This is a genomic window from Romboutsia sp. CE17 (assembly GCF_012317385.1).
Taxonomy (GTDB): Bacteria; Bacillota; Clostridia; order Peptostreptococcales; family Peptostreptococcaceae; genus Romboutsia_E.
In genome coordinates, this window is sequence record NZ_CP051144.1 from 2,406,967 (window position 1) to 2,429,900 (window position 22,934).

The 22,934-nt window shown below is 26.8% G+C and carries 23 protein-coding genes and 1 pseudogene; 6 read left to right on the forward strand and 18 right to left on the reverse strand.

Annotation, left to right across the window (positions count from 1 at the left end):
- The first annotated feature begins 22 nt into the window (after nt 1-22).
- Nucleotides 23-433, forward strand: a complete 411-nt coding sequence (locus HF520_RS11500; protein ID WP_168574165.1) for a RusA family crossover junction endodeoxyribonuclease — start codon at nt 23-25, stop codon at nt 431-433.
- A 55-nt stretch (nt 434-488) separates the two neighbouring features.
- Here HF520_RS11500 and HF520_RS11505 read toward each other — a convergent pair whose 3' ends face one another.
- The 11 genes from HF520_RS11505 to HF520_RS11555 form a co-directional block, all read right to left on the reverse strand.
- Nucleotides 489-1,487 (reverse strand): aldo/keto reductase, encoded by a 999-nt coding sequence (locus tag HF520_RS11505; RefSeq protein WP_168574166.1) that lies wholly within the window; start codon nt 1,485-1,487, stop codon nt 489-491.
- 48 nt (nt 1,488-1,535) lie between these two features.
- Nucleotides 1,536-2,372, reverse strand: coding sequence for a deoxyribonuclease IV (locus tag HF520_RS11510; RefSeq protein ID WP_168574167.1), 837 nt, complete (start codon nt 2,370-2,372; stop codon nt 1,536-1,538).
- An 85-nt stretch (nt 2,373-2,457) separates the two neighbouring features.
- Complete coding sequence (locus HF520_RS11515; protein ID WP_168574168.1) at nt 2,458-3,030, reverse strand: ArsR/SmtB family transcription factor; 573 nt, start codon at nt 3,028-3,030, stop codon at nt 2,458-2,460.
- An 81-nt stretch (nt 3,031-3,111) separates the two neighbouring features.
- On the reverse strand, nt 3,112-4,029 hold the full coding sequence (glsA, locus tag HF520_RS11520) for a glutaminase A (RefSeq protein WP_168574169.1): 918 nt from the start codon (nt 4,027-4,029) through the stop codon (nt 3,112-3,114).
- Nucleotides 4,030-4,159: 130 nt separating this feature from the next.
- Nucleotides 4,160-5,827, reverse strand: a complete 1,668-nt coding sequence (locus HF520_RS11525) for a nucleoside kinase (protein ID WP_168574170.1) — start codon at nt 5,825-5,827, stop codon at nt 4,160-4,162.
- A gap of 52 nt (nt 5,828-5,879) precedes the next feature.
- Nucleotides 5,880-6,626, reverse strand: a complete 747-nt coding sequence (locus HF520_RS11530) for a sugar phosphate isomerase/epimerase family protein (protein WP_168574171.1) — start codon at nt 6,624-6,626, stop codon at nt 5,880-5,882.
- A gap of 8 nt (nt 6,627-6,634) precedes the next feature.
- Nucleotides 6,635-7,168: a signal peptidase I gene (gene lepB, locus HF520_RS11535; protein WP_168574172.1), complete on the reverse strand. Its 534-nt coding sequence runs from the start codon at nt 7,166-7,168 to the stop codon at nt 6,635-6,637.
- A gap of 37 nt (nt 7,169-7,205) precedes the next feature.
- Nucleotides 7,206-7,739, reverse strand: coding sequence for a signal peptidase I (lepB, locus tag HF520_RS11540; protein WP_168574173.1), 534 nt, complete (start codon nt 7,737-7,739; stop codon nt 7,206-7,208).
- A 32-nt stretch (nt 7,740-7,771) separates the two neighbouring features.
- Nucleotides 7,772-8,572, reverse strand: a complete 801-nt coding sequence (locus tag HF520_RS11545; RefSeq protein ID WP_168574174.1) for a hypothetical protein — start codon at nt 8,570-8,572, stop codon at nt 7,772-7,774.
- 61 nt (nt 8,573-8,633) lie between these two features.
- A complete protein-coding gene (locus tag HF520_RS11550) occupies nt 8,634-9,932 on the reverse strand; it encodes an RsmF rRNA methyltransferase first C-terminal domain-containing protein (RefSeq protein WP_168574175.1) in 1,299 nt (432 codons plus the stop codon).
- Nucleotides 9,925-10,674, reverse strand: coding sequence for a PrsW family intramembrane metalloprotease (locus tag HF520_RS11555; protein WP_168574176.1), 750 nt, complete (start codon nt 10,672-10,674; stop codon nt 9,925-9,927). Before HF520_RS11555 ends, HF520_RS11550 begins: the two co-directional genes overlap by 8 nt.
- A gap of 120 nt (nt 10,675-10,794) precedes the next feature.
- Between HF520_RS11555 and sleC the strand changes: the two genes are divergently transcribed.
- Nucleotides 10,795-12,069 carry a spore cortex-lytic germination protein SleC gene (sleC, locus tag HF520_RS11560; protein WP_168574177.1) on the forward strand — a complete coding sequence of 425 codons (1,275 nt, stop codon included), beginning with the start codon at nt 10,795-10,797 and terminating at the stop codon, nt 12,067-12,069.
- A gap of 56 nt (nt 12,070-12,125) precedes the next feature.
- Here the strand turns inward: sleC and HF520_RS11565 are convergent, their stop codons facing one another.
- The 3 genes and pseudogenes from HF520_RS11565 to HF520_RS15460 all read right to left on the reverse strand — a co-directional run.
- Nucleotides 12,126-13,499, reverse strand: a complete 1,374-nt coding sequence (locus HF520_RS11565) for a DUF3298 domain-containing protein (protein WP_168574178.1) — start codon at nt 13,497-13,499, stop codon at nt 12,126-12,128.
- Between the two features lie 130 nt (nt 13,500-13,629).
- Nucleotides 13,630-14,430 carry an HAD family hydrolase gene (locus HF520_RS11570; protein ID WP_243155148.1) on the reverse strand — a complete coding sequence of 267 codons (801 nt, stop codon included), beginning with the start codon at nt 14,428-14,430 and terminating at the stop codon, nt 13,630-13,632.
- Nucleotides 14,431-14,796: 366 nt separating this feature from the next.
- A pseudogene (locus tag HF520_RS15460) lies at nt 14,797-14,984 on the reverse strand (hypothetical protein); the annotation flags it as partial.
- A gap of 251 nt (nt 14,985-15,235) precedes the next feature.
- Here HF520_RS15460 and HF520_RS11575 point away from each other — a divergent pair.
- From HF520_RS11575 to HF520_RS11585, 3 genes are all read left to right on the forward strand, one after another.
- Nucleotides 15,236-17,416 (forward strand): DUF1430 domain-containing protein, encoded by a 2,181-nt coding sequence (locus HF520_RS11575; protein ID WP_168574180.1) that lies wholly within the window; start codon nt 15,236-15,238, stop codon nt 17,414-17,416.
- A gap of 5 nt (nt 17,417-17,421) precedes the next feature.
- On the forward strand, nt 17,422-18,084 hold the full coding sequence (locus tag HF520_RS11580) for a putative bacteriocin export ABC transporter (protein WP_168574181.1): 663 nt from the start codon (nt 17,422-17,424) through the stop codon (nt 18,082-18,084).
- A gap of 197 nt (nt 18,085-18,281) precedes the next feature.
- Complete coding sequence (locus tag HF520_RS11585; protein WP_168574182.1) at nt 18,282-18,431, forward strand: hypothetical protein; 150 nt, start codon at nt 18,282-18,284, stop codon at nt 18,429-18,431.
- Nucleotides 18,432-18,510: 79 nt separating this feature from the next.
- Here HF520_RS11585 and rlmD read toward each other — a convergent pair whose 3' ends face one another.
- Both rlmD and HF520_RS11595 read right to left on the reverse strand, forming a co-directional pair.
- Nucleotides 18,511-19,866 (reverse strand): 23S rRNA (uracil(1939)-C(5))-methyltransferase RlmD, encoded by a 1,356-nt coding sequence (rlmD, locus tag HF520_RS11590; protein ID WP_168574183.1) that lies wholly within the window; start codon nt 19,864-19,866, stop codon nt 18,511-18,513.
- A gap of 32 nt (nt 19,867-19,898) precedes the next feature.
- Entirely contained in the window at nt 19,899-20,621 is a 723-nt protein-coding gene (locus HF520_RS11595; RefSeq protein WP_168574184.1) for a pseudouridine synthase, read from the reverse strand.
- Between the two features lie 223 nt (nt 20,622-20,844).
- Between HF520_RS11595 and fba the strand changes: the two genes are divergently transcribed.
- Complete coding sequence (fba, locus tag HF520_RS11600) at nt 20,845-21,708, forward strand: class II fructose-1,6-bisphosphate aldolase (RefSeq protein ID WP_168574185.1); 864 nt, start codon at nt 20,845-20,847, stop codon at nt 21,706-21,708.
- 66 nt (nt 21,709-21,774) lie between these two features.
- On the opposite strand, the gene HF520_RS11605 is transcribed toward fba, so the two are convergent.
- Nucleotides 21,775-22,260 carry a hypothetical protein gene (locus tag HF520_RS11605; RefSeq protein ID WP_168574186.1) on the reverse strand — a complete coding sequence of 162 codons (486 nt, stop codon included), beginning with the start codon at nt 22,258-22,260 and terminating at the stop codon, nt 21,775-21,777.
- Between the two features lie 25 nt (nt 22,261-22,285).
- Nucleotides 22,286-22,846, reverse strand: a complete 561-nt coding sequence (locus HF520_RS11610; protein ID WP_168574187.1) for a 5' nucleotidase, NT5C type — start codon at nt 22,844-22,846, stop codon at nt 22,286-22,288.
- Nucleotides 22,847-22,934 lie beyond the last annotated feature (88 nt).

The following is a 22,934-nucleotide window of genomic DNA, read 5'->3' on the forward strand; positions in this document are numbered from 1 at the left end:
TTAATCGTAAGGATGTGATATTTTGATTAAATTAATAATACCAGGTAGACCTATAAGTAAATCTAATTTCAAGCTTCATAATATACATGGTCAAGCATGGATGCCATCAACTGGTAAGCATTCTAAATACTTAGCCTATGAAAATATGATTGCAGGATATATAAATCAACAATACTTTGGTGAAACTATCGAAGAAGATCTAATAACTGTTTTAAAGCTTTATTTTCCCAATAAAAAAATGGGAGATCTTCATAACTATCCTAAAAGTATATGTGATGGCATTGAAAAAAGTGGAATAATAAAAAATGATAAACAATTAAAGCCAGTTCTTCTATTTGACTTCATAGATAAAGAGAATCCTAGAGTTGAAATAGAGTTATATCCAACATCAGAGTTTGATGTGTCTTATACTATCACTCAAAAAGAAAAATAAAAAGGGCATATCAAGATATATTGCTAAGTAGCAAATCTATCTTGATCCCCCTAGTTTATTTTTCTAACTTTTCACATACATTTTTAAGCATTTCTATAATCGGAAGTTCATAAGGGCATTTAGTTTCACATTTTCCACATGATATACATTTACTTGCTTTGCCTTCAAGTGAATCATATCTTTCCTTTGACCATTCTTTTAAATTATATCTAGTATAATAACCTTCTAAAAGGAAATTTTGGGGTATATTTACACCTAAAGGACATGGTAAGCAATATTCGCATCTTCTACAAAACTTTCCACCTAAAGTAGCTCTTATATCCTCTATTTTTTCCTTATCTTCTTCTGTTAAACCTAGGTTATTTAATACATCTACATTTTCTTTTACTTGTTTTATACTGTCCATTCCAGGTATTGCTACATCAATATATTCTTTTGATAATATATACTTTATAGCCAATGTAGCATCATCTAATGCTCCTCCTGCTAATGGTTTCATGACAATTATACCTATGCCTTTTTCGTGAGCCTTCTTAAAAGCTTCATCAGCCTGATCCTCAACTATATTATACGGAAATTGAATAGTATCAAACTTACCATCTTCTATTGCCTTTTCTATAGTCTCTATACTATGGCTAGTTATACCTATATATTTTATTTTCCCTTCTTTTTGAGCCTCTAATAAAGCTCTAAATGCTTTATCTTCATTAAATATAGTTTCATATTCTTCTATTTTGACATTATGTAGCTGATATAAATCAATATAATCAGTTTTAAGATTCTTTAAGCTGATTTCTATATCTTTCTTCATACCTTCATAATCTCTAGACATACTTTTAGTAGCTATATAAAACTTTTGTCTTCTTCCTACTAAAGAATTCCCTATATATTCTTCACTTACAGTATACCCTCTAGCTGTATCAATAAAGTTTATACCATTTTTTTCTAGCTCATCTATTACTAAATTAGTATCTTCTTGAGTTATTCTTTGTATCGGTATTCCTCCAAATCCAACTCTTTTTATTTTCATATTAGTATTACCTAGATTTATCATATATTCACCCCATCAGTATAAATTTTACATTTTCATTATATATTAATATTATTTATTAGTCAGTATATCTCTAATCATTTTTATCTCTCTTTTATGCCCTTCTTCATCAAAAGGAGTTTCTAAAAAGAATGGTAAATCTTTTAACTTGGGATGTGTAAGTATATTTACTATAGCATCTAATCCTATTTTTCCTTCTCCAATTGGGGCATGTCTATCTTTGTTATCTCCAAATGGCATCAAACTATCATTTAGATGTATTGCTTTTAGTCTATCTAGTCCTATAATTCTATCAAATTCTTCTAAAACAGATTCTAAGTTATTTACTATATCGTATCCAGCTGAAAATATATGACACGTGTCTAAGCATACTCCTAATCTTTCATTATGCTTAACGCCGTCAATTATTCTTCTTAAATGTTCAAATTCAAACCCTATTTCAGTACCCTTTCCCGACATAGTCTCTAAAAGTATAGTTAAATTTTCATCACCTTTTATACCTTCATTAAGGCCATTTATAATTCTTTCTATACCAAAATCTATTCCTCCGCCCACATGGCTACCTGGATGAAAACACATATATTCTATTCCTAGAGAATTCATCCTTTCTATATCTTCTTTTATTACTTTTCTTGCAAATTCATATACATCGTCTTTTGCACCTCCTAAATTCATAGTATATGGTGCGTGCGCTAAAAGAGGTCCAAATCCATTTTCCTCTCTTATTTTTTGGAATTTAGCTATATCTTTTTCATCAAAAGCTTTCGCATTGCCTCCTCTTGGATTTCTAGTAAAAAATTGAAATGTATTTGCATTCATATCTACAGCTATTTGTGCTGCTTTAGCAAATCCTTTAGATATTGAAATATGTGGTCCTATTACAAGCATATAATTCCTCCTTATGTCTTATTCATTTTTGATTGTATATTTTAATTATACCCAAAAAAATAAGTATCAACTAATGTTGATACTATTATAAATTATACTCTTCTTTTTCTAATATAGGTATACTTACTAAAGCTATATTATATCCAGAAGCTGATTCTACTTCGGCTTTTCTCCCTAATATTTCTTCTATTTTTAACTTCATTGCTTCATTAATCTCTTTAATTTCACTCTCCGTAAAAGATACATCATCATACTCTATCACATTATAAGGTTGAAGTAACTCTTCTTCAGCAGCTCTATAAAAAAGCTCACTCATATTTTCAAACTTTGATATACATATATCTTTTTGTTCCTCATCCCATAAATTATCTAATGAAAAATCAATTACTTTCTTTCCTACCATTATATTTTTTGCAGTTGGATAATAATATTTTTCAACGATACCAGACTTAATTTTTTCCTCTACTAGTTCTAATATACCCACTTTATATAGAGTTTTTATGTGATAGTTAATTTTCGCATGAGGCTCATCTAACATTTGTGACAATTGCTTAGCTGATAATGGCTCTTTTTCAAATGCTTTGAGAATATCGATTCTTCGAGGATGTGCAATAGCCTTTATACTCTCTAAATCTCTTAGCACAAGTAACTCTTTCATTCCTCCACCCCTAAAAAAAAATTATTTTATTATATTCTAATTATATATGAAGCATATATAATTGTCAAAAAATTCTATATTTTAAAATATGCTCAATTCCAGCTTTTTAGATAAATCTTCTAAAATTTTTATTCCAGCTATACTATTTCCCTTTTTATCAAGGGCTGGTCCATATAGTCCTATCCCCATTTTTCCAGGAACAGATGCCATTATTCCTCCTCCTACACCAGATTTTGCAGGAATCCCAACTTTTATTGCAAATTCACCTGATGCATCATACATTCCACAAGTCACCATAAAGGTTTTAACCATTCTAGATACATTTTTACTTATTATTTGTTCTCCAGTTTCTATGTCTAATCCATAATTAGCAAATATAAGACCTATCCTTGCTAAATCCTCTGCATCAACTTCTATAGAACATTGTTTAAAATATAAATCTAGTATTTCTTCCACATTTCCATCTATTACTCCATCATTTTTTAATAAATAAGCCATAGCTCTATTTCTATCACCTGTTAATTTTTCCGATTCATATACAGCTTGGTTTATTTTTATGTTATCATTTTTAGCAATTTTTCTAAAGAAATTTAACATTCTTTCTTCTTTATCTTTTAATGAGCTACCTTTTATTAAAGAAGTTGTAACTATTGCTCCTGCATTTATCATGGGATTGCATGGCTTTGTAGTATCATCCGTTTCTAATTTCATAATTGAGTTAAATGGGTCTCCACTTGGCTCCATTCCTACTTTAGAAAATACATACGCCCAATCATTATCCATTAAGGCCATAGCTAGTACTATAGTTTTTGAAACACTTTGTATAGTAAACTTTTTCTTGTAATCACCTGCACTGTACATATTGTTATCTTTATCTATAATGCAAATTCCTAAATCCTCAGCATTTGCATTTTTTAATTCTGGTATATAGCTTGCAACTTGGCCATAATTAGTGTATTTTTTATTTAATTTTATTATGTCTTTTAATAATTTTTCCATATTGTCTATAAAAACCTCCTTCGTAGTAATATCTTCCGCTGTTTAAAGATCTCTATACATTATATTATAATATAAAAAGCATTGTCTAAAAATAAATTTAATTTTATTTTAAACAATGCTTAAAATTTTATTAATCTACAATTTTACTTCCACCTATAAATTCTCTTAATATTGATATTGACGGTATATCCGATACATCATCTAGTTCAACAAAATATTGCAAAAATTTCAATATCCTATTTGCTTCTATATATGCTACACTATTTTCTTTTATTTCTTCTAATAATGGCCTTGCATATTTTTTTAATACTGCAAGTTCATATAAGCATGCTGAGTTAAATATAACATTTGCTTCTTCTTGGAATGGGAATATATTTTTTTCTTCTCCCCTTCTTACTGAATTCCAATTCATTATAGTTGTTTCAGCGCTATATCCTCTAAATTTATAATCTCTAACTATCCTTCTAATCAGTCTTAAATCTGTTGTTGGTATTCTATTATGATCATCTAAATTAATCTGAGTAAGAGCACTTAAATATATTTTAAACTTTTCATCATCAGAAATTGAAGATGTTAACATCGGATTTAATCCGTGTATACCTTCTAAGATTATCGGCTGATCACTATTTATTTTTAACTTTTTATTACTATCTACTTGCTTTCCTAGTTTAAAATCAAATTTAGGCAAAGATATTTCTTTTCCATCCAATAAATCCTTTAAATCTCTGTTAAATTGCTCTAGGTTTATTGCATATATAGATTCAAAGTCATAATTACCAAATTCATCTCGTGGAGTATGTTCTCTATCTACAAAATAATCATCTAAAGATATAGACACAGGATTTAAATGATTTACTCTAAGATGAATACATAATCTGTGCGCAAAACTTGTTTTACCAGAAGAAGATGGGGCTGCTATTAAAACAATTCTCTTTTTCTGTTCCTTTATATCATCTGCTATTTGTGAAAGTTTTTTCTCATGTAATGATTCAACAGTTCTTATTACATCTCCATACTCTTTGTTTTCTATTATCTTATTTAAAGTTAATACTTTATCTACACCTATTAGTTTAGACCATTCTTCTGATTCACTATATATATTTGATAACTTTGGTTGTGGCTTAAATTCCCTAGGAATATCCTTATTTTCTTTACTAGGTCCAAAAAGTATTACTCCACTTTTATATAATTTTAAATCAAATGTCTTTATATAGCCAGTCGATGGTAACATATATCCATAAAAATGATCAATATATCCATTACACTTGTATATCTTTACATCATCATACTCCTTATATTTTAAAAGTTCAGCTTTTTCGATCATATTATTTTGTTTAAAAATAGAAATAGCTTCATCTTTCGTTGTACTTATTTTTTCTATTTCGTAATTATTTTTGATTATATCATTCATTTTTTCTTTAATCTTATTTATATCATTTTCATTTAAATTTCTATTAATATGAACTTCGCAGTATAATCCATTTGATAAAGAGTGCTCAACTGTAACTTTTGTATTTTCAAATAACTCTTCACAAGCCATTATAAATATATAGTTTAATACTCTATAGTAAACTCTCTTGCCATCTATATCTGTAGTATCTAGAAACTTAATACTACAATTTTCTTTAATTATAGTGCTTAGTTCCTTTAATTTATTATTAATAATTCCAAGTGTAATAATCCCTTTAAAATCCTCTTCATTAGCTTTCGCTATATCTTCTAATTTAACACCTTTGTATTCATTATTTATGCTATATGTTTGTATTTTTCCATTTATTTTTAAATTAATACTATTCATAGCATTCTCCTTTCCCTTATTTATATAGGAAAAAGAGGTAGTTACACCTCTTTTATAAGTTTCTTAAAATTATTAATGTATCTTTAATATCAATATAGTTTATTTCTAATATTAAGTATTCTGGATCAATTTCAATAACTGATTTTATATGATCTTTTTCTAATATTCCTTTTCCAATACCAATATGAGTATCTTTAATTCCATCATTATCACTTAAGTGTACTACCTTTATTTTTTCTCTTAAACTTTGTAAATATCTATCCTTATTTATTAGGTAATGTCCTGTATCATAACAAAAATATAAGTTATCTTTTTTAGCACTCTTAAATATATATTCGAAATCTTTTAATTTATTACCTATATTTGAAAAATCACCATCATTTGAATAAGTATTTTCTATAGTAATAATTATATCTTTATCTAAGTTATCATTATTAAAAAATTTTAATGCATTATCTAAGTATTTTTTTCTATTATTATTTAACCTATTAGTCATTGCATATCCTAAATGCATATTTATATACTTTATATCTAATGTATTTAGCTGTTGATTAATTCTATTTACAAAATCAACCCATGATTTCCTAATGTAATTTATATTTTCACAAGCATTTAGCTCCATAGGAAGATGAATTCCTATAGATAAATCTAGTTTATTAAAATCATCCTTATATGTTAAAAGCTCATTACATTCTTCTAAGTTATCTATACCAATTTCTATATGAGCTATATTTTCTTCTTTACAAATTTCTAATGCTTCTTTTAAATTATATAAAAGTGCTGAAATACCAATCTTCATTTACTCTCCTATTTTACGGTTCCTATATTACTTATAGGTAATAATCTTACCATAACTTCTCCTAAAATATCATTTTCATCTACTAATCCTACATCTTCTGATCTAGAATCTTTACTATTTTCCCTATTATCACCCATAGCAAATATTTTATTTTCTGGAATTACTATGTCTATATCACCAGATGTATATGCATTATGTATATATGGCTCATCTATTAATTCATCATTTATATAAACCTTAGAATTTTCTATTACTAAATGATCACCTGGTATTGCGATTACTCTCTTAATCAAATCCTTTTCTTTTCCATTGTCTTGTTTCAAGTTTGTTTTAAATACTATTATATCTCCTCTTTCTACCTCTCCAAACTTATAAGATAGTCTATTTAGTATTAAATAATCCCTATCATTTAACGTTGGATACATAGATTCTCCACTTACAATAGTAGGTTTTATAACTTGAACTATTAAAAATGCTAATACTAAAGAAATTGCTATTGTCTTTATCCAGTCAATTATTTCTTTTTTTAATTTGTCACTCATTTTACCTCTCCTATGTCTTTTTACTTATGGCGTATAGTTAGTCTACCATTCCTATTCTCTCTAATGGGTATAATCTAAGTGTAACCTTTCCCATAACATCATTTTCTTCTACAAGGCCCACTTCAGCATATCTACTATCTAAACTTTTCTCCCTATTATCTCCCATTACAAATATTTTACTCTCTGGGATTATTATGTCTATATCCCCACTTGTATATTGTCCATGAATATATGGTTCATCAATTAACTTATCATTTACATAAACCTTGTAGTCTTTTATTATTAGGTGATCACCTTCAGTTGCTATTACCCTTTTTACTAAATCTTTATTAGTTCCATCTTCTTGAAGTAAATTTGTTTTAAATACTATTATATCGCCTTTTTTCAAATCTTTTATTTTATAACAAATTTTATTTACAATTAAATAGTCATTTTCTTCTAGTGTAGGGTACATAGACTCTCCTCTTACTAAAGTTGGTCTTATAAACTGAGTTATAATAAATGCTATTACAAGTGCTGTTAAGATTATTTTAACCCATTCGAACACTACATTTTTTATTTTTTTCACCACCCATATCATCTCCCCAAAACACAATTTTAAAACTAGTATTTAGAATAGTTTCCAATTAATTGTATGGCTATTTCATTAATATGGTCGTACTTATCTATGTTTATGCCTAAATCAAGAAGTTCACAAGCTTTAACCAAATCCTTTGTAACCTCCATTGGATTCCCATATATATATTCAATATCTTCTTTACTTACTCCTTTAAATCCATGACCTATAAGGCTATCATTTCTAAGTTTAATAAGATTTTCTAGCCTCTCTCCATTTAAAATTTCTAAAACCTTGTCCATTCTCTTTGTTTGCTTTACATACCTATGTATATAATTTGTTACCCCATGAATCAAGTTAGCGTTATATATATTATACTTCTTTTTTAAAGTGTACATAATATTTTTCTTTGATACCATCTTGCCATGCATACATACCTTATACTTTTTATTTTCTTTTGTATTTACAAAAATATATTTAAATAATGCTTCTTTTAATCTATACAATCTACCTAGAAAGTCTATATATTCTTCATTTACAATCTGTATCTTTATGTTTGCTATTAACTCTGACATTAAATCTTCTGGATCTCCAGCTATTAAATTCTCTAAATTTGTAAATAGGAATTGAACATCTCTTCTTGATATTAATTGAAAATCCATAGATTCCATAATTTTTATTGCGCTTTTAAAATCAAAGTTAACAGCATATTTGCAAGATTCTATTAATGAATACAAATCACCATCTTCTATTCCACACTCTTCTAAGATAGCTAAGACTCCACCGTAGTCATATCTTTCTAAAAATTTATATATAACATATTCATTTGTTTTATCCAAAGAAACCATAATTAATACCTCCTAAAAATAACATTCCTTATTTTAGTATTAATCATGACTCTATATTTTATTAATAATTTATTCTTAATCCTTTAGGATAATGATTTTTTAATACTCCATTAGATTCTTTTCCCCAACCAAGGGCAATACCTTCTACACAAACTAAAACCCATCCTCTGCTTTGTCCAGTATTTATAGTATTACCTCTTAAATAATCTAAAACTTCTTTTTCATTAATATTAAAGTTTTCTATATACTTTACATCATCTATTTTTAAATAATGAGATAGTGCATGAGAAGGCTCAAACCTATTTTTCTTTAACATTCCTAAATGTAACCCATATCTTAACACTTTAAGCTTTTTTATATCAGGTAATTCGTCTGGTAATAAATATAAATTTTCGCCTCTTAACTCAAATCTATTGTCTAATTTAATATTTAAGAATTTTTTCTCAAAGTCTCTATAATCTTTTACTTCTTTATCTAATTTTTTTATTTTTAGGTCTTTAGTTGAGCATCTATCTTCTTCTAGTTTTTGTATTTTTGCTACAAAATGACCTTCCCCTTTTACTTTATGAGGCCATAACCTTTCCATTTCTATAAGTTTTGCATCTGTATATTCGTCTAAAAATTCCTCTATTATAATTTCATTTTCTTCTTTTGCAAATGTACATGTTGAATAAACTAAAATTCCGCCTTCTTTTAGCATGTGGTATCCATCTCTTATTATTTCTCTTTGTATAGATTGACACTCTAACACCTTTGCATAACTCCAGTCAGATATAGCTACCTCATCTTTTCTAAACATTCCTTGTCCAGAACATGGAGCATCTATAACTATTTTATCGAAGTATCCTTCAAAAACTTTTCTTAGACTTCTGGAATCCGTATTTGTTATAATACAGTTTTTAGCACCAAATCTCTCTAAATTTTCGCCTAGTGCTTTTATTCTAATAGGGTTTATTTCATTTGATACAAGTAATCCAGTATTATTTAATTTAGATAATATATATGTAGATTTTCCACCAGGTGCTGCACACATATCTAGAATTTTTTCTCCTTCTTGTACATCTAGCTTTGGTACAACACTCATAGCTGAAGGCTCTTGCAAATAATACGCTCCAGCTTCATGCAGTGGATTTTTTCCAGGCCTATATATACTTTCATCGTAGTAAAAACCTTCATTAGTCCATGGTATTTCTTGTAAACTATATAAATTTAAACTTAATAACTTATCCTTAGTCATTTTTAAAGTATTGACTCTTAATCCTGTAGTTTTAGGATCATCATAACTTTTTATAAATTCGTTATATTCATCTCCTAAAATTATTTTCATTTCGTCTAAAAATTCCTTTGGTAGATTAGTCACGTCTATCGTCCTTCTTTCTTGTCTTTCTTTTTCTCTGTCTAATTTTTATATACCTTAAAAATCTTATTTTTGAAATATTTGTATACTTATCTAGTTTATCTAAATTAATTTTCCATAAGAATATAATATAAACTATAAATATTATAATAGACCATCTGTATTTTATCATCAATATAAAATCAAAAATACCATGAAGTAAAATAGGTATTATAACAGCCATAATAATATATCGTTGTTTCTTAAACTTTTGTTCTTCAAACTTATACTTGCTTATATAGTATCCCATAGTTATAGCAAACATTATGTGTGCAGGAATAGCTATTACTGCTCTACTTAAGCTAACCTGTAAAATTAACTCTTCGCTTTCATAAAATATATAAATTATATTTTCTATAGCTGCAAAACCTAGTGATAAAAATACTGAATATATAATACCATCTAGCTTTTCATTATATTGCTTTTCTTTTAATAGGTTAGGTATTAATATCATTGCCTTTAGCGATTCTTCTGTAAAACCAGCTACAATAAATGATGTATATAGTATTAAGCTCATTCCTTCAAATATACTTACCTTTATTAATAAGTTTTCTATAACTAAGGCTAGTAAGCTCGATATAATTCCCAATATAAAATACTTAATTAATATAGGTATAGGCTCTTTTTCATATTTATCTTTTAAATATATCCAAAATAAACAAGCTACTATCGGTGCTATTGCCAGTATAAAAAATTTTATCTTCATTATATATCCTCTTTCTTTTAATTTTATTTATTATTATCTCCATTTCCTTAACAAAATAAGATTTCAGTTCATAGAATAAAATATGATAGAGGTTAAAGTTCTCTAAGAAAGGGTGATTTTATGCAAGATGGTTTTTTAACTGTTAATGTAGTTGACTCAAGAACTAACAGCCCAATCCAAGGAGCTACGGTAAATATATATTCCACTCCCACAGAAAGTGGTCAAAGTCAAACTACTGTATATAGCAATTTAAAAAGCGATATTTCGGGTCAGGTTACTAATTTAAGCTTACCTGCTCCAGATATATCTTATTCTCAACAGCCTTCAGATGTAAAACCATACAGTGAGTATACAGTTGAAGTTATTGCTAATGGTTATGAAACTGTTGTTATAAATGGTACACAATTATTTGCTACTGTAGAATCTCGTCAAGGAGTTCCTATGGGAGAAAGGCAAAGATCTAGATTATCATATTCTAGACAAAATGAAGTTATATTTAATATTCCAGCAAATACTCTTTGGGGAAATTTTCCTCCTAAAATACCAGAAAGTGACCTAAAACCACTTCCTGCTCCTACTGGATTTGTTGTTTTAGATAATCCAGTAGTTCCAGAGTTTATAGTTGTTCATGATGGACTTCCAGAAGATACATCCGCTCAAAACTATTGGATTCCATTTAAAGACTATATAAAAAATGTTGCAGCATCAGAGATATACTCTACATGGCCAACTCAAACTATTTACTCCAATGTAATAGCCATAATATCATTTACTTTAAATAGAGTTTATACTGAATGGTATAGAAGTAAAGGATATAGCTTTACAATCACATCCTCTACTGCTTATGATCATAAATTTATAAACAATAGAAATTTTTTCGATACTATTAATGTTGTAGTTGATGATATTTTTAATACTTATATTAAGAGACCTCCTACTGCTAGACAGCCCCTATTGGCTCAATACTGCGACGGTCAAAAAGCTCAATGCCCTAATCAAATGACTCAATGGGGTAGTAAAGATTTAGGAGATCAAGGTAAAAGTTACGAAGAAATTTTAAGATACTTCTATGGAGATGAAATCATATTCGAACAGGCACCTGTAGTTAGTGGTGTTCCAGTATCTTATCCTAATGAAACACTGCAAATTGGATCCAATAATAGATATGTTAAAACTATTCAAAATCAACTTAATGCTATCTCTAGATCTTATCCTGCTATACCTAAAGTTAAAGAAGATGGAATTTATGGAGAAAGTACTGCAGAATCTGTAAAAACATTCCAAAGGATATTTGGATTACCTCAAACAGGTGTTGTTGATTTCAAAACTTGGTATGAAATATCTAGAGTGTATGTTGCTGTCACTAAAATAGCCTCTTTAAATCCTACTATTTAATTATAAAAAAATAAGTTGTAAGGTATTTATAATAATATAACCTTACAACTTATTTTTTATTGAAATATATTTATATAGTCTTCTTTTAATATATGGCTTATTGTATTTATATTTATTATAAATTCTGGTATTCCAGCTGCATATGGCGCTATCTCATATAAATCAAAAAATATAACAATATTATTATCTTGTATATAAAATTTTTGGTTATCATTTATTGATGTAAATTGATATATCCCTATATTTTCTGGGTCTTTTTTTGCCATATCTTCTATTTGCTTTCTTATCTCATTATTTATAACACTTTTATAATCTATATTAGCTTTGAATAATTCATTTAATTCTAAAAACTTGCCATTTTTCATATATATATTATAAGCTACATTTTTATACTCTCCATGTGCTCCTCCACTATACTTGTAGTATGTAACTAGTATACTTAGCATATTATTACTATTTTTCTTTACTTCAAAATATACATTTGCTACAAATTTGCCCTCTTCATCTGGATTATCTTTCAAAAATGCCTTTGCTTCTTCCTTAGATGCATTATAAAAATTCATTATTTCATTTCTTATTTTATAATTTATATTTTTTTCGATATCCTTATTATTAGTCATAATTATAGGTATGTTTATTACGCTATTTATATATTTATCCTTATTACTTATAGTTTGCGTGTCTATATTAGCCACGATTTCATCAGTCTTCACCATTTTTATAGTAGATTTAAATATGTCATAAGGGATTTTAAATTCATATTCCAAATTACTTTTGCTTTCTTTATAAGGATTAAAATATATATTTATACCACCTTCACTTATATAATAATTAGTGTTTTTATCTATAGTTACTTTTTCTATATATTTCTTTAAATTACTATTCTTAAAATTATTATAAATATAATCCTCAATAACTTCTTTATAATCCTCATTATCCTTTAAAAAGTTATCTAAATATATTCTTTGACCAGTTTTTAAATCAAAAACATAACTATCTTTTTCAAGTTTAAACTCTTTATTCTCTAGTTTTATATTTCTATAAATAATTATATTTATTAAGTTTTCATCTTCATAAACAACATGATAGTTAATATCTATTTCTTCATTATATTCACTATCGCTAATATCATTTAATTGCCTTTGATGATTTATATACTCATTTATATTTCTTCTTATATATGAATTTATATATCTTTCTACTTCTTCATTTTTATAATGAATCTTAGGAATTTTTGAATTTATTACTAATGTTTTATCTTTTATAGTTGCTTTTTCCTCAGTTACTTTTATAACCTTTAATGTTTCTTCTAAGCTCGTTTTAACTTTATCTTGTAATCTAAATATATTAGTTGTTTTTATAGTCATTATAAGCATAAAACCTATAGTTAAAAATAGTATAGGCTTAATTAAATTTTTAGGTTTATTCATTAAACTGCCTCCTAAATATAATATCTCTAATTATATTTAGATTTTTTCTTTATTTTTATCCATAAATTTAGCTTACTTTAATAATAAAAAAACTATATATATAAAATAAAAATATTGTCAGGGTTTTATTTTACTTATAATTTTTATTTAAATAGTCACTTATAGCAACTATAACTCCATCTTCATCATTAGATTTAGCTTCATAATTACATATTTCTTTTAGTTTTGGATGTGCATTTGCCATAGCATAGCTATGCTTACACTCTTGCATCATTTCATAATCATTTAAATAATCTCCAAACGCCATACACTCTTCATGTGTTATTTTATACATTTCTTGAAGCTTCTTTATTGCTTTACCCTTATTTATATCTAGGTTCATAAAATCAACCCAATTCTCTCCTGATAAACAAACTAACAAATCCTTATTAAATTTTTTTAATAAAGGATAAGAATTAGTTTCAGCTCCACTTCCATCGTATACAGCTATTTTACATATTTTATCTAACTTTATTGCATCTAATATATTTGGTACAATTTTCAAATGCTCATAATACATCTTTGCATTATATATGAATTCTGGATTATCATTTTCAGCATATGCAGAATTTACTCCACATAATATTGGATATGCATTATCTATGTTTCGTATTAATTCTATAGGTTCAACTAACTTTTTTTCATCTATTTCACTAATAAGTATATTCTTTCCCTTTTCAAATACAATGGAACCATTATCACTAATAAATATTAAGTCATCTTTTATATCTTCAAATATTTTTAATAAATTATAATATTGTCTTCCGCTTGCTACTACAAATTTTATATTTTTATCTTTTAATTTATATATTGTTTCAAACAGATTTGGAGATATTTCCTTTTTACTATTTAATAGAGTTCCATCCATATCTGCTGCTACTAGTTTTATCATATTAATCTTCCTCCTCCACCGCATATCAAATTTATATAGTTACCCTCACCATAAATGATAGCATTTTTAAGGTGAAAATTTCACATAGTAAATAATATTTCTATACTCTCTTTTAAGGTATTCTATATCTTATACTACTTTTATAAAATCTTATCCCTTAAACATATAATACAATAACAAAGTATGTCATTATAATAGTGATGTGAAAAAATAAACTCTAAAAATAATAAAAATAAAACTAAATATTATGATTTCAGTGATAATATAGAAAAGTATAAGATGAAAATAGTCAATACCATAAATAAAACTGACGAAATGATAGAGGCTAAAAAGAAACTTACAGAAGAATTAAAGAGATAATAAATGTGAAATATAAACTATTTCTTTAGTACCAAATCCTGATATATCTCTTATTGCATCTTTATGAATACCTGGTCTTGGAGGATCAACTATTATTAAATCATGTTTTACTTTAAGTTCTTAACAGTTTTTACTACATCTCCTGCTACGAATTCACAGTTAGTTAATCCATTTAACTTGGCATTATTATTAGCTTTGTATAATCATTGACTAATTTTGTACAGTTACTGACTAGTTTTATCCAAAACATTGAAATAAAAATATAAATTATCTATAATTTATCTTGAAGTTAGTATTTTGCAATAAAGTTCAAACTTTAAGATAAAATCTCAATATGGTTGGGGAGCATATGTATATTGGAGTAACAGCGTTAAATAGATATAAAAACCATAAATGATTTTTAAATTATTTATGGTTTTTAAGTTTTGCAAAAGAGGTGATTTTCTTGAAAAAAATAATAGTTCTATTTACATCAATACTTTCTATTTTCATATTTCTTACTAGTTTTAATAAGGTTGACATAGAAAAAATAAATAAAATAAATAGTATAGAAGGCTCAATAGCTTTTCAATTCTTTATTCCTAATGATAATAGACTATCCGACCCTAATGAAATGTACAAAATAATAAAAGAAGTTTCTTCTGAAAAAAATGTTAATATATTTAGAAAATCCGTAGTTGCTAATAATAAAGGCGCATTCGAAGATGTAAAATATACTTTAATTAATACAAATACTCAATTCTTTAATGTATTTGATTTTAATGAAAAAAATATAAATACCAAATTAAAAGATGAAGAGTTTTATAGTAGTTATAATACAAATGATCCGAACCAAATTGGATTAATAAAAGATTTTGGAAATAATGATAATATAAAAATAAAAAGCTTCGATAGTTTGTATAGATCATTTTCAGTATCAGGAGTATATTATGCCGAACTACCCAAAGATTTATCAGCTGATGATTTTCTTAGTGTTCTTATAAAGAGGATAAATCATGATTTAGATACAACATATACTGTTGAAAATTTTAAATATTCAAGTCAATCTCAAATTAATAATATACAAGAACCGCTTAAAATTTTAGATACTATTTCTTTTATGATTATTATAGTTTCCATCCTTGTTATAACATTTTATATTTTACAAAATTCTAAAAAAATAAGTATTTATAAATTAAATGGTATCTCTAATATCAGAATTTGGATGACTATCGTGCAGAATCCTCTAAATAAATCTTATATTTATACAAGTGTAATTATGATAATTATTTCAATAATAAATAAATTACCATACACGTTTACATTGAGTTTAATATTTAGGCAAATAATTTATTATATTATTTTCAGTGTATTTTTGCTGATACCATATACTTTTATACTGAAAAGTAATTTAAATTTTAATATAAAAAATAAAGATAATGATGCATACTTAATAAAATTTAACTTCTTAGTGAAAATCATATTCATCTCTATAATAACATCTATAAGTGCAGGGATACTTCTAAATATCAAGTCTCTTATTAAAGATTTAGATAATATAAGTCAATGGGAAGTTAGTAAAGACTATGGGGTAATCTATCCTGTTTTATTTGGGAATAATGACATAGATGATGAATATTTTGATGTAGATTTCTCTAATAAGTTATATAATTACTTAAATAAAAATGGTGCATTATATATCGATGCTGGAGAGTTTCAGGATGATATTGAGGTTGGTCCAGAATTTAACCGCCATTTTACTATGACAGCAAATATAAACTACTTAAATAAAGTTAATATAAAAGATGAACATAATAACAATATATCCATATCAGAAAATGAAACATCATGGATTGTATTAGTTCCTGAAAAATATAAAAGTGAAGAACATAAAATTATTAATGATATAAAATTCCTAAGAGAAGGTTCTTACAACTTCGAGAATGATGATATGAACCACAAAATAAATAAAGATGAATTCATGAATCAAGAAATTAAAATAATATGGACTAAAAACAATCAGAATTTATTTAGTTTTAATCCTGATGTTAATACATCTAATAAAAATATGGTTAATGATCCTATTATCGAAGTAATAACTGAAAATAATAGCCTTGTTAGTGATAAATATGGTACTTGGGGCAATGGCGGTAGTAGTCCATTAAAAGTAAAATTAATAAATAATAGTACTATTGATACATACAATGACTTATTACCACTTTTTAAGGAGTTAGGTCTAGATGACAACTTTACTACAATTATAAACTTAAATGATTTAATACTTTCTAGAATAAGTGAATTAAAAAACGATATAAAAATCTCACTTACTATTGTAATTATGATTTTTGTATGCTTTTTAGTGATAGAGCTACAAAATATAATAATAATATTTAATAAATATAAACAAAAATTTATTATAAAAAGAAGTTTTGGAATAGGCAAATTTAAGGCTTATAAGGAATTTTTTAACATCTTTATAGGATCATATATAATACAAATTTTATTACTTTTTGTATCTAACATAGGTATTCCATTTGATTTTATAAAAATAACATCATTAATATATATTGTTGATCTTATTTTTATTCTAGTATCAATATCTATATTAGAGAGTAAGAATAAGATTAAAGTATTGAAAGGGGAATAAGAAGTATGGACTCTATATATAAAATTAGAAACCTAAATAAATCTTTTTCAGACAAAACAATTATTTCCAATGTAGACTTAGATATAAACAAAGGAGATATGATTTCAATTTCAGGTGAAAGTGGGTCTGGTAAAAGTACTTTTTTAAATATAATTGGTTTTTTGGATAAGCCAACATCAGGTAATATAAATTTATTTGGCAAAGACATGACAAGAGCATCAAAATCGCATATAAATAAACTTTTAAGAGAAAAAATTGCATATTTATTTCAGAATTATGCACTAATCGAAAATGAGACTATAGGTCAGAACTTAGATGTATCTTTGATATATTCTAAAGAAACTAAAAAAAATAAAGAAAGTTTAAAGAAAAAAGCTTTAGAAAAAGTAGGCTTACACTTACCTTTAAATACAAAAGTATTCTCTTTATCAGGAGGAGAGCAACAAAGAGTTTCAATTGCTCGTATACTATTAAGGCCCTCAGAAATAATATTGGCGGATGAACCAACAGGCTCACTAGATCCAAATACAAGAGACGATATATTATGTTTACTTAAAGAGCTTAATAAATTAGGTAAAACGATAATCATAGTAACTCATGATGATTATATTTCTTCTCAATGTAGTAGAAAATTTAGATTAATCGAAGGAAAGTTAGAAGAATACTAAAATCTAGAAAAGTAATATGTTCATTTACTTTTATTTTAATAATGTTTATCTAATAAGCTGGTAAATTTATTTTTACGAGATTTTAAATAAATATTTGTGAACCTTTATATTTATAATACCTACTTTTTATAAAATCTTATCACTTAAACATATAATACAATAACAAAGTATGTCATTATAATAGCGAGGTGAAAAAAATGAGCTCTAAAAATAATAAAAATGAAGCTAAAGATTATGATTTCAGTGATGATACAGAAAAGTATAAGATGAAAATAGTTAATACCATAAATAAAACTGACGAAATGATAGAGGCTGAAAAAAAACTTACAGAAGAATTAAAGAAATAATAAATATAAAAGAGGGTTAAGCAAAATTCTTGTTTAACCCTTTATTTTTCAGTATTTTTAATTATTTTGTTTTCATAGATTATTTTTTTATTAATTTAACACAAGTTTCAACATGAGGAGTATTAGGGAACATATCCATACACTTAACTTTTTCTACCTCATATCCATAATTTTTAAATTCAACTAAGTCTAAAACTAAAGTCTTTGGATTACATGAAATATAAACTATTTCTTTAGCACCAAATCCTGATATATCTCTTATTGCATCTTTATGAACACCTGGTCTTGGAGGATCAACTATTATTAAGTCAGGTTTTACTTTAAAGTTCTTAACAGTTTTTGCTACATCTCCTGCCACGAATTCACAGTTAGTTAATCCATTTAACTTGGCATTATTATTAGCCGCTACTACTGCTTCTTCTATTAATTCTATACCATAAACTTTTTTAGCAGCACCTGCCATAACTTGTCCTATTGTTCCAGTTCCACTATATAAGTCAAATACTATTTTATTTTCATGATCTCCTACAAATTCTCTCGCTATAGTATAAAGTTTCTCTGCTCCCTTAGTATTAGTTTGGAAGAATGAAAATGGAGATATCGTAAACTTAAGACCTAATAACTCTTCATTTATATAATCTCTTCCGTGTAATATTCTTAGTTCATCACATTGAACCGCATCAGCAAGTCCATCATTTATAGTGTGTAATATACTAACTATCTCTGCTTCTGTATCAAGATTTATTAACATATTTTTGTATTCAGTCATATCAAAATCTTCTTGAGATGATGTAACTATATTAACCATTAGTTCATTAGTATTTATACCTTTTCTAACAACAAGGTTTCTTAAATATCCTTTATGGCTCATAGTTCTATAATATGGTAATTTCTTTTCATCAAAATATTTTACAGTTGAAGTTAATACTTTTATAAAGTCTTGGTCTACTAAATAACAACCATCAACAGTTAAAATATCTATATGTCTACCTTTTTTGTGAAGACCTAGTGTAAGAGGACCATCCTTCATTTCATCCCCAAAAGTATATTCCATTTTATTTCTATATAGTCTATCATTTGGACTTCCCTCTATACCTAAAAATTGGAATCCAAATATATCTTGCTGTAAGAATAAATCCATAACTTGTCTTTCTTTTATTTCAAGTTGCTTTTCATATGGTACAGATAATATTGTACATCCTCCACATTCACCAAAATGCTTACAAGGAGTAGCTGTTTCTATTGGAGATTTCTCTAATACTTCTAACATTTTCACTTCAGCCTTTTTACTTCTAGCTTTCTTTACTACTGCTTTAACCTTTTGTCCACTTATTCCGCCCTTCATGTGGATTTCTCTATTATCTAACATACTAACAGTAGTTCCACCGAACTCCATTTTATCTACTTCAAATTCAATTATGTCTTTTCTTTTCACTGTATTTCCTCCGTAACTTATATATTTTAAAACTATTTTTCTTCTATTAGTTTTATTTCTTCTTCAGTTAGCTCTCTATATTCTCCTAAGGCTAAACTCTCATCTAACTTTAATTTTCCCATAGAGAGCCTTTTTAAGTATACTACTTTTTTACCTACACTCTCAAACATTCTTTTTACCTGGTGGAATTTTCCTTCATGAATAGTTAGTTCAATTTCAGATTCAGCTCCACTCTTTAATATAGTTAACTGAGAAGGCATAGTTTCATACCCATCATCAAGAGTAACTCCTTTTGAAAAAGCCTCTACATCTTCATCTGTTACTACTCCATCTATTTTAGCATAATAAGTCTTAGGCACATGCTTTTTCGGAGATAAAACTCTATGAGATAACTGTCCATCATTGGTTAAAACCAATAATCCTTCTGTATCCTTATCTAATCTTCCTACTGGAAAAGGCTCAAATACTAAATATGATGGATCTATTAAATCTAATACAATTGGATCTTTCTTATCAAATGTAGCACTTAAATAACCATCTGGCTTATTCATCATTATATATATAAACTCTCTATATTTAATTTTCTCTCCATTAAATAATATTTCGTCACCTTCTGGATCAACTTGCAGACCTGGATTTGTTACTGTTTTTCCATTAACTACTATACTTCCATGTTTACAGTATTTTTTTATTTCTGCTCTACTTCCACATCCTATATTAGAAAGTATTTTATCAATACGTTGCTTCTTTGCCATTTATTATATTACCTTTCTTTAAAATAATAATTTATATAAAACCAAACTTCTTACAATTTTAACATTTACTAAATTTATAAGTAGATAGATATACTAATTTATAGATATTATTATACTTTTAATTTAAAGTTATTACAATTTACTATATACCTTTTTTTATTTTAAAGATATAATATAATAAATGGGTAAGTTTTATGAATATCGTTTTTATGGAGGTTTAACTATGTTAGTTTCTGCTAAGGAAATGTTAATTAAGGCAAAACAAGGGAGATACGCTGTAGGTCAATTCAATATAAATAACTTAGAATGGACTAAAGCAATATTATTAACAGCTCAAGAAAATAATTCACCTGTTATATTAGGAGTTTCTGAAGGTGCAGGTAAGTATATGTGTGGTTACAAAACTGTAGTTGGAATGGTAAATGGTATGATAGAAGAGTTAAACATAACAGTTCCAGTTGCACTTCACTTAGACCATGGTAGTTATGATGCTGCATTAAAAGTAATAGAAGCAGGATTCTCTTCTGTTATGTTTGATGGTTCTCACTATTCAATAGAAGAAAATATAGCTAAAACAAAAGAAATAATAGAAATAGCAAACGCTAAAGGAATATCTGTAGAAGCAGAAGTTGGAGCTATAGGTGGAGAAGAAGATGGCGTTGTAGGTTCTGGTGAAATAGCTAATCCAGATGAATGTAAGCAAATAGCTGAATTAGGTGTAGATATGTTAGCTGCTGGTATAGGAAATATACATGGTAAATATCCGGAAAACTGGGCAGGTCTAAACTTTGACGCTCTAGCTGCTATAAATAATGCTACTGGAGATATGCCATTAGTATTACATGGTGGAACTGGTATCCCAGAAGATATGATAAAAAAAGCTATATCTTTAGGAGTATCTAAAATAAATGTTAATACAGAATGTCAATTAGTATTTACTGAAGCAACTCGTAAATACATAGAAGATGGAAAAGATTTACAAGGTAAAGGATTTGACCCTCGTAAAGTATTAGCTCCAGGTGTGGAAGCTATAAAAGCTTGTGTTAAAGAAAAAATGGAATTATTCGGTTCAATAAATAAGGCATAATTCCTTAGCTATAAATAAAAGACTGTAGATAAACTTTTAATTAAGATTATCTTACAGTCTTTTTCTTTAACTATAAAATTTTGAGGCGCCTATTAATTGTCTTTTTGCTACTATCTTAGCCAGATTCGTAAGGGATGCAATCTTTATATCTTCAAAGCTCACTACAAAAACAAATTTAAAATCCGTAAATCCTTCATCGATGTTATATACATCAAAGAAACATCTTATATTATCAACTAAATAAAAATCTTGCAATTCTGCTTCAATTTCATCCGTTGCATCTTTTAAATACACTCTTACATCATCAAAAATAACATTGAAGTAGGATTCATCTATACTTTCTCCCATTTCTTCAAGAACTTCTTCTATATCTTCCATTGAAAAAACATCTTCAGATAACTTACAATCAAAAACCATCATATTTTCTTGGTTGATACTATTTGATATATCTTGAACATCTTCAAAGTCTGGACGTAATTTTAAGATATCTTTTACTTCCTTACTACTTACATGTAAGCTTCCTTTTCTATTCTTCAGTTTTAACTCAATCATTAGATCGCCTCCCCCATTATAAATTTTAATACTTACTTTGTATTAATTCTTTTATCTGATTCCAATCCTTTACTCTTGTTATTCTTTCATGGTCAACATCTTTATTGTAATTTGTATCTATTAAAATAACATCTATTCCGGCTTTTGCAATTTGCATAGCATTCCAAGGGTTATCCTCTATAAATATGTTGCAGTTCAATTCTCTTGCTTTTTCTATTTTATAGTCGCTTCCTAATAAATATACGTCTATATCGGAAAATCCTTTTTTATTTAGCCAACTTGTTGTAATCTCTGTTAAGCTAGTACTTCTAGCTGTAACAAAATATAAATTATTTTCCTCATATAATTCACTTATTATATCCTTAGCTCCCTCTACAACTTCAGCTTCATCATAAGCACTAATATATTCATCATGAAATTTATTTAATATTTCCTCTATATTTTCACCATAAAGTTCTTTCCAATCAAGAGTTGTACACTCTTCTTCCGTTAAATTCTTTTCATACATTTTATTTAGATATGGTATGAAATGGTAAGGATTAGTTATTGTCCCATCTATATCTATACATATATTTAAATTTCTCATAAGCCCCTCCATTAATCCAATAAAGTCTAATAGTTAGAAATTATATCATATTTCATATTATAAATCAAAATATGTATTCTAAGTATAT

Bases quoted from the DNA above. Each gene is read 5' to 3' on its own strand.
- HF520_RS11505 (WP_168574166.1), bottom strand. From the start codon at position 1,487: ATGATAAATCTAGGTAATACTAATATGAAAATAAAAAGAGTTGGATTT.
- HF520_RS11510 (WP_168574167.1), bottom strand. From the start codon at position 2,372: ATGCTTGTAATAGGACCACATATTTCAATATCTAAAGGATTTGCTAAA.
- HF520_RS11515 (WP_168574168.1), bottom strand. From the start codon at position 3,030: ATGAAAGAGTTACTTGTGCTAAGAGATTTAGAGAGTATAAAGGCTATT.
- glsA (WP_168574169.1), bottom strand. From the start codon at position 4,029: ATGGAAAAATTATTAAAAGACATAATAAAATTAAATAAAAAATACACT.
- HF520_RS11525 (WP_168574170.1), bottom strand. From the start codon at position 5,827: ATGAATAGTATTAATTTAAAAATAAATGGAAAAATACAAACATATAGC.
- HF520_RS11530 (WP_168574171.1), bottom strand. From the start codon at position 6,626: ATGAAGATTGGTATTTCAGCACTTTTATATAATTTAAAAGAAGCATTA.
- lepB (WP_168574172.1), bottom strand. From the start codon at position 7,168: ATGAGTGACAAATTAAAAAAAGAAATAATTGACTGGATAAAGACAATA.
- HF520_RS11545 (WP_168574174.1), bottom strand. From the start codon at position 8,572: ATGGTTTCTTTGGATAAAACAAATGAATATGTTATATATAAATTTTTA.
- HF520_RS11555 (WP_168574176.1), bottom strand. From the start codon at position 10,674: ATGAAGATAAAATTTTTTATACTGGCAATAGCACCGATAGTAGCTTGT.
- sleC (WP_168574177.1), top strand. From the start codon at position 10,795: ATGCAAGATGGTTTTTTAACTGTTAATGTAGTTGACTCAAGAACTAAC.
- HF520_RS11565 (WP_168574178.1), bottom strand. From the start codon at position 13,499: ATGAATAAACCTAAAAATTTAATTAAGCCTATACTATTTTTAACTATA.
- HF520_RS11570 (WP_243155148.1), bottom strand. From the start codon at position 14,430: ATGATAAAACTAGTAGCAGCAGATATGGATGGAACTCTATTAAATAGT.
- HF520_RS11580 (WP_168574181.1), top strand. From the start codon at position 17,422: ATGGACTCTATATATAAAATTAGAAACCTAAATAAATCTTTTTCAGAC.
- HF520_RS11585 (WP_168574182.1), top strand. From the start codon at position 18,282: ATGAGCTCTAAAAATAATAAAAATGAAGCTAAAGATTATGATTTCAGT.
- HF520_RS11595 (WP_168574184.1), bottom strand. From the start codon at position 20,621: ATGGCAAAGAAGCAACGTATTGATAAAATACTTTCTAATATAGGATGT.
- fba (WP_168574185.1), top strand. From the start codon at position 20,845: ATGTTAGTTTCTGCTAAGGAAATGTTAATTAAGGCAAAACAAGGGAGA.
- HF520_RS11605 (WP_168574186.1), bottom strand. From the start codon at position 22,260: ATGATTGAGTTAAAACTGAAGAATAGAAAAGGAAGCTTACATGTAAGT.
- HF520_RS11610 (WP_168574187.1), bottom strand. From the start codon at position 22,846: ATGAGAAATTTAAATATATGTATAGATATAGATGGGACAATAACTAAT.